This window comes from Streptomyces sp. SID14436 (assembly GCF_010548465.1).
GTDB lineage: Bacteria > Actinomycetota > Actinomycetes > Streptomycetales > Streptomycetaceae > Streptomyces.
In genome coordinates this window covers 20,857-28,431 of the sequence record NZ_JAAGMD010000146.1, presented here as the reverse complement: position 1 = coordinate 28,431, position 7,575 = coordinate 20,857, and the positions used below count along the sequence as shown (strand labels likewise).

Annotated in this window: 5 protein-coding genes; 3 read left to right on the top strand and 2 right to left on the bottom strand. The window is 72.2% G+C overall.

The genetic code is table 11. The features are described from left to right. Positions 1 to 1,181: DUF5691 domain-containing protein (locus G3I53_RS05550; RefSeq protein WP_239063585.1), on the top strand; the 1,181-nt coding region annotated here is incomplete at its 5' end. A gap of 149 nt (positions 1,182 to 1,330) precedes the next feature. Here the strand turns inward: G3I53_RS05550 and G3I53_RS05545 are convergent. Beyond that, a complete protein-coding gene (locus G3I53_RS05545; protein ID WP_164336053.1) occupies positions 1,331 to 1,747 on the bottom strand; it encodes a cobalamin B12-binding domain-containing protein in 417 nt (138 codons plus the stop codon). Positions 1,748 to 2,235: 488 nt separating this feature from the next. Between G3I53_RS05545 and G3I53_RS05540 the strand changes: the two genes are divergently transcribed. Then, positions 2,236 to 3,102: an alpha/beta fold hydrolase gene (locus tag G3I53_RS05540; RefSeq protein WP_164336051.1), complete on the top strand. Its 867-nt coding sequence runs from the start codon at positions 2,236 to 2,238 to the stop codon at positions 3,100 to 3,102. 181 nt (positions 3,103 to 3,283) lie between these two features. Further along, positions 3,284 to 4,888 (top strand): M23 family metallopeptidase, encoded by a 1,605-nt coding sequence (locus G3I53_RS05535; protein WP_164336049.1) that lies wholly within the window; start codon positions 3,284 to 3,286, stop codon positions 4,886 to 4,888. A gap of 72 nt (positions 4,889 to 4,960) precedes the next feature. On the opposite strand, the gene pcrA is transcribed toward G3I53_RS05535, so the two are convergent. Next, a complete protein-coding gene (pcrA, locus tag G3I53_RS05530; RefSeq protein ID WP_164336048.1) occupies positions 4,961 to 7,441 on the bottom strand; it encodes a DNA helicase PcrA in 2,481 nt (826 codons plus the stop codon). Positions 7,442 to 7,575 lie beyond the last annotated feature (134 nt).

Sequence of the window (7,575 nt, the reverse complement as noted above, 5' to 3'; positions counted from 1 at the left end):
TGCGGCTCGCGGGCCCGCGCGCCCTGTGGCTGGCGCGGCTCAACCCGGACTGGCGCTTCGCGCTGCGGGCCACGTCGGACGGTGGCCCGTCCCGGCCCGGCACCGAGGACCCGGCGGCCGTCCGGCGGCTGTGGCAGGAGGGCCTGTTCGCCGAACGGGTCGCGCTGCTCGCCGCCCTGCGTTCCCGCCGGCCCGCCGACGCCCGTGACCTGCTCGCCGGCACCTGGGCCACGGAGCGGGCGGAGGACCGGCTGATGTTCCTGGACTCGTTGCGCACCGGGCTCGGCCCCGACGACGAGCCGTTCCTCGAACAGGCCCTGGCCGACCGCAGCCGCAATGTCAGGGCGACGGCGGCAGAACTGCTGTCGGCCCTCCCACGGTCGGCGCTGGCGGGCCGGATGGCGGACCGGGCCACGGCGTGCGTGGCCATGGACCACACCCGGGACACCCCGACGATCGTCGTCGAGGCCCCGCACGCCTGCGACGCGGGCATGGAGCGCGACGGCATCGCCGCCAAGGCACCCGCCGGACGGGGGGAACGGTCCTGGTGGCTGGGGCGGCTGGTCGAATCGGCACCGCTGGACACCTGGCCGCGGCGGCTCGGCGGGCGGACACCACGGGAGATCGTGGCACTGCCGGTGGCCGACGACTGGCAGGGCGAACTGCACGCGGCCTGGTGCCGGGCGGCGGTACGCCAGCGGGATCCCGCCTGGTCGCGCGCCCTGCTGGGCGACCCTTCGGCGCCGGAGGCCGGTGGGCCGGGCGCCGTGTCGCTGGCCGAGCGGGCCCGGCTGCTCGCCACGCTCGCTCCGGACGAACGCGCCTCCTGGGTCGCCGGGTTCATCGAGACCCACGGCCTGTCCGAGGCGTTCCAACTGCTCGGGGTCTGCGCGGTCCCGTGGGCCGGACCGCTGGGGCGTGCCGTGGTCGACGCGCTCAACATCGCTCGGGACGCGGGGAGTTACCCATGGAGTTTCAGTGGAGTCATGGGACTGGCCGAGCGCTGCCTCGACCCTGGCGAGGCGGTGCGTCTCGAGGCGCTGCTGGCCCTGCCGGACGAGCCAGAGGACGCCTCACCGGGGGCCGGCGGCTACTGGGCGGAGGCGTTCCAGCGGCTGGTCACGACGCTGCGCCTGCGCGCGGTGATGCTGGAGGAACTGGGTCCGCCACGGACGCCCTGAGCCACACCGCCACCGACGGCGGGCGGCGTCCCGCGGACCGGTCCGTGCCGAAGAGCGGGGCCCGGTGCCCCGCACCGCCGGGCGGGGGGACGCCGGCCGCGCCCCTCACCGGTTCGGGTTCCGCGCCCGTACTCGGCGCGGGCCGGGGATCACGCCTCGGCGGGCTGCCGTACGTTCGCACGCACCCAGTCGACGATCGACGCGGTCGTCGCACCCGGCGTGAAGATCTCCGCGACGCCCTTCTCCTTGAGCGGCGCGATGTCCGCCTCGGGGATGATGCCGCCGCCGAAGACCAGGATGTCCGCCGCGTCGCGCTCCTCGAGCAGTCGGATCACGGCGGAGAAGAGCGTGTTGTGCGCGCCGGAGAGGATCGACAGGCCGATGGCGTCCGCATCCTCCTGGATCGCGGTGTCGACGATCTGCTCGGGGGTCTGGTGGAGCCCGGTGTAGATGACCTCCATACCGGCGTCGCGCAGCGCCCGCGCGATCACCTTGGCCCCGCGATCGTGGCCGTCGAGCCCCGGCTTGGCCACCACCACGCGGATCGGACCGGCTGCCACACCCATCACTGCCTCCATGAAGCGACTACATCCATCCGTACCGACAAGTACCGCACACATTCGGCATGCCGTACACCTCACGCCTGCCGGCCCGGCTGCACCGGCCGCGTGTGCGGTCCCTGCCTGCGCCCGCCGCGCCGGGCGCACGACCGTGGCGCGGAGGCCCCGGCCGGGTCCGCCCGGGGAGTGAACGAACGTTATCTCCAGCATCCCGCACCCGGCCGTTTCGCGGTGCGCAGCGAGGGGGAAATCACACACAGGGACACGTTCACCGCGCAGCGTTCCCGGACCCCCGGGTCCGGACACCACGTGCTCGTGCGACACGCGGGCAACAGTGGGAACATGCGCATAAGGGACCCGCGACGAGGTCGCCGCAGTACCGCGACCGTCCGACGCGACGCGTGCGCGCAGCGTCGGCCCTCGTCGTCGCGACGTCCCATGAGGGCACACGGGGGACAGGGCTGTCCTTCCGCGTGCCGACAGGAGGTCGGCCCATGAAGGTCACCCAGGCAGCTCTCCCTCTTCTTCCGCTGTGCCGGCGTCTCCTTCCGACCCGGCTCGCGGATCTCTCCCTCGCCCTGCTCAAAGCCACCGCCCTGGAACTCGCGATCTTCGCGGGCCACCTCCTTCTCTATCCCGCCGGCATCGTGCAGGAACGCCGGGGCTCCCGGCCCGTGCTCCCCGCGCCCGAGGGCACCGCGCAGCTGCCGGCGGAGGCCAAGCCGCCGGTCGTCCTCCTGCACGGCTTCATCGACAACCGCTCGGTGTTCCTCCTGCTGCGGCGCAGCCTCGCCCAGCACGGCAGGCAGCAGATCGAGTCGCTCAACTACTCCCCGCTCACGTGCGACATCCGCACCGCCGCCGAACTGCTCGGCCGCCATATAGAGGAGGTGTGCGAGCGCACCGGCAGCCGTCAGGTCGACGTGGTCGGGCACAGCCTGGGCGGTCTGATCGCCCGGTACTACGTGCAGCGGCTCGGCGGGGACGGCCGCGTGCGCACGCTGGTCACGCTCGGCACCCCGCACTCCGGCACCCGCGTGGCGCCACTCGCCAACGCGCACCCCATCGTGCGTCAGATGCGGCCCGGCTCGGAGGTGCTCGAGGAGCTCACCCTCCCCGCACCGGGCTGCCGGACGCACTTCGTCGCGTTCTGGAGCGACCTCGACCACATCATGGACCCGCTGGAGACGGCCTGCATCGAGCACCCGGACCTCACCGTGGACAACGTGCGGGTGAGCGGCGTGGGACACCTCGCCCTGCCGGTGCATCCGGCCGTGGCCACCGGCATCCGGCAGGCTCTGGACACGGCCCGGCCGGGAGAGCCGACCGCCGGCCGCGCGGGCGGGCTGACGGTGGCCTGAGGCTGGCGCGGCCGACACGCCCGGGGCACATGCCACCTGCCGGCGGCGCCCCCGTTCCCCGGCCGTCCGAACAACAACCGTCCCGTGGGGCCTACTTGTCGCCGTCGACCTCACCCTTTTCTCGAACGCATTTCGAACGCAGAGCCAAGACCTCGTGTGGGCGCCGCCAAAACGCAACCGAATGCCCGTTTCCTGCGAGCCTGAAACCTGTGGAAGATTGTCGCGCCCGCATACCGCCGGGTACAGTCGCCGCACTGCTCTGGCAGCCACCATTGTCGAGGCGAAAGAGAAGTTGGTGAACGACCGTCACCCGTCGGGGACCATGCCCCCGGCCCCGGCTTCCGACGCCGCCTCGGCGCCCTACGCGGCCTACGGCACGCAGGAAGCCCAGTACGGCGACTTCACCACGAACGGCGCCTACGACGCCACCGGTTATGCGGCCGGCTCCACCACCAGCTTCGCGACCGACCCGCTCTTCGGCGACCTGCCGGGCGGCGCCGGGGCCGAGGGCTCCTACGACTCCGGGCAGTGGACCACCGACGGTCACGGCACCGCCCCCTACGACGCGTACGCGGCCCAGCACTACGCCGCCTACGACACCGGCTTCCACGACGCGACCGGCTGGGCCACCGGCCAGGCACAGATGGCCGTGATCCCCACGCAGGTCGGCGCCCCCGACATCAGCGGCCAGTGGGACGCCTCCGCCTGGCTCCAGCCCGAGCAGTCCGGGCTCCCCTCGGACGGGACCCAGCAGTGGGACTGGGGCACGCAGACCTTCGACAGCGGCACCTACGACGCCACCCAGTGGAACTCCGACGGCAGCGCCGCGGGAGGGACGCCCGACTCCTACGAGCCGCAGGCCGTGCCCTTCGACCAGCAGGCCACCGCGACCTTCCAGCAGACCCCCGGCGACGAGCCGGACGGCCACGACGCCCCGGCGGACGACCTCCGGGACACCGGCGAACTGCCCTCGGTGTCCCTGCTCGGCGACCAGGAGGAGATCGCCCCGGCGTCCGCGCTGCGGGTGGCCCCCCGCAGCGGCTCCCGCTCCCGTCGCCGTACGCCCCCGAAGCGCTCGGCGCTGCTGACCGTGGCCGTGCCGTCGATGTGTGTCATGGGCGTGGCCGGCATCGCCGCCGCCTCGGTCGGTGACCTGAGCGGCGACTCGGGCGGCCAGGACACGAACACCTCCGCGGCGGACGCCCAGCCGGTGAAACCGTCCGCCGCGAACATCAAGCTGGACACGCAGCTGGAGAGCCTCGCCGCAGGGGCCGACGACTTCGCCGACCGGGCCAGCCGTACCCAGGAACGCATCGACCTCAAGGCGCAGCAGGAGGAGGACCGCAGGCGCGCCGCCGAGGAGGCGGCCCGCAAGGAGCGGCTGCGTCCCAAGTTCGCGCTCCCGGTCGCCCTGCACGGACTGAGCGCCTTCTACGGCCAGGCGGGCACCAACTGGATGTCCGTGCACACCGGCATCGACTTCCCCGTGCCGTACGGCTCGACCGTGATGGCCGCGACCGACGGCACGGTCCGCACGCAGTTCAACGTCTCCTACGGCAACATGATGATCGTGACCGCGAAGGACGGCACGGAGACGTGGTACTGCCACCTCTCCAGCTACAAGGTCGCGCCGGGCACCACCGTGAAGGCCGGCGACCCGATCGCGTTCTCCGGCAACTCGGGCAAGTCGACCGGACCGCACCTGCACTTCGAGGTCCGTCCCGGCGGCGGCTCCACGATCGACCCGCTCGCCTGGCTGCGCAGCCACGGCCTCAACCCGTCCTGACGCACCGGCGCACACCGCCCGCGGCACCGGCCGGGGCCCGCGCCGTACCGCGCGAGGCCCCGGCCGCCCCCGTTACAGCTTCTCCACCGGCGCGTACCGCAGCAGCAGCCGCTTCGGCTTGGTGTCGCCGAAGTCGATGGTCGCCTCCGCGTTCGCGCCCGTGCCCTTGACCCCGACCACGGTGCCCAGCCCGAACTGGTCGTGCGTGACCCGGTCGCCGACCGCCAGCGACACCACCGGCTTCTCGGCCGTCCGCCGGGTGGCGAACCCGGAGGCACCCGACGCCGACGAACGGGACCGCGACGACGACAGCGAGGCCGCGATCCCCGACGCCGGTCCGGAGGACACCGGTGCGCTCGCCCCGGTGCGCTTCCAGTCCAGGTACGTCGCCGGGATCTCCTCCAGGAAACGCGAGGGCGGGTTGTAGGAGGGCTGGCCCCAGGCGCTACGCAGCGTCGACCGGGTGAGGTACAGCCGCTCCCGGGCGCGCGTGATGCCGACGTAGGCCAGGCGGCGCTCCTCCTCCAGTTCCTTCGTCTCGCCGAGGGCGCGCATGTGCGGGAACACGCCGTCCTCCATGCCGGTGAGGAAGACCACCGGGAACTCCAGACCCTTGGCGGTGTGCAGGGTCATCAAAGTGATGACGCCCGAGCCGTCCTCCTCCTCGTCGGGGATCTGGTCGGAGTCGGCGACCAGGGCGACCTGCTCCAGGAAGTCGGCCAGGGTGCCGGTCTCCCCCTCGGCACGCTCCTGCTCGAACTCCAGGGCCACCGCGGCGAGTTCCTGGAGGTTCTCGATCCTCGTCTCGTCCTGCGGATCGGTGGACGCCTGCAACTCGGCGAGGTAGCCGGTGCGTTCGAGGACCGCCTCCAGCACCGTGGCCGGGCCGGCCCCGGACTCGACGACCGTGCGCAGGTCCTCCATCAGCGTGTTGAACCGCTTCACGGCGTTCGACGAGCGGGCGGCCATGCCGTACGCCTCGTCGACCCGCTTGAGGGCCTGCGGGAAGCTGATCCTCTCGCGCTGGGCGAGCGCGTCGATCATGGCCTCGGCGCGGTCGCCGATGCCCCGCTTGGGCACGTTGAGGATGCGGCGCAGCGGCACCGAGTCCTCGGGGTTGGCGAGCACCCGGAGGTAGGCCAGGACGTCCCGGACCTCCTTGCGCTCGTAGAAGCGGACCCCGCCGACGACCTTGTAGGGCAGGCCGACGCGGATGAAGACCTCTTCGAAGACACGGGACTGGGCGTTCGTGCGGTAGAAGACGGCGACGTCGCCCGCCTTGGCCTCACCGGCGTCCGTGAGCCGGTCTATCTCGTCGGCGACGAACTGCGCCTCGTCGTGCTCGGTGTCGGCGACGTACCCGGTGATCCGCGCGCCGGCGCCGGCGTTGGTCCACAGGTTCTTCGGACGGCGGGACTCGTTGCGCTCGATGACCGCGTTGGCCGCGCTGAGGATGGTCTGCGTGGAGCGGTAGTTCTGCTCCAGCAGGATCGTGGTCGCGTCCGGGTAGTCCTCCTCGAACTGGAGGATGTTGCGGATCGTCGCGCCGCGGAAGGCGTAGATCGACTGGTCGGCGTCACCCACCACGCACAGCTCGGCGGGCGGAACCTCGGCCTCCGGCGGCACGTCGACGGGGTGCTCCGAGGTGCCGACGAGCTCGCGGACCAGCGCGTACTGGGCGTGGTTGGTGTCCTGGTACTCGTCGACCAGGACGTGCCGGAAGCGGCGGCGGTAGTGCTCGGCGACGTCCGGGAAGGCACGCAGCAGATTGACCGTGGTCATGATCAGGTCGTCGAAGTCCAGCGCGTTGGCCTCGCGCAGCCGCGACTGGTAGAGCGCGTACGCCTGGGCGAGGGTCTTCTCGAAACCGTCGCCCGCCTGGGCCGCGAAGTCCTCCTCGTCGATCAGCTCGTTCTTCAGGTTGCTGATCTTCGCGCTGAAGGACTTCGGCGGGTACCGCTTGGGGTCGAGGTCCAGGTCGCGGCAGACCAGGGCCATCAGACGCTTGGAGTCGGCGGCGTCGTAGATCGAGAACGACGACGTGAAGCCCAGCTTCTTGCTCTCCCGGCGCAGGATGCGCACACACGCGCTGTGGAACGTCATGACCCACATCGCGTTCGCCCGGGGGCCGACGAGCTGCTCGACGCGCTCCTTCATCTCGCCCGCGGCCTTGTTGGTGAAGGTGATCGCGAGGATCTGGCCGGGGTGGACGCCCCGCTCGCCGAGCAGATGGGCGATGCGGTGGGTCAGCACGCGGGTCTTGCCGGAGCCGGCACCGGCCACGATGAGCAGGGGGGAGCCGGAGTGCACCACGGCGGCGCGCTGGTTGTCGTTGAGCCCCTCCAGGAGGGCGGCGGAGTCCACCACGGGGCGGGGGGCGCCGTCCCGGTAGTAGGCGTCACGGTCCGGCGGCACGTCGAACTTCCCGCCGAACAGGTCGTCCGGAACCGGCTCCGGTCCGTGCTCGTCCTCGGGCGGCGGCGGGGGCTCGTCCACGGGGCCGCGCTGGGCCTGGAGGTCCGCCAGGAAGCTGTCGTCAAAGAGGCTGCTCATCGCTCTACGAGTTTAGGGCGCCCCACCGACAGCCCGGGGCCGCCCCGGAAACATCGCGCGGTTCCCTCCGTCCCCTGCCGTTCACGCCGCCCGCGCACCGTCCAGCGTGGCATGGTCACCGAGGGTGACCACAT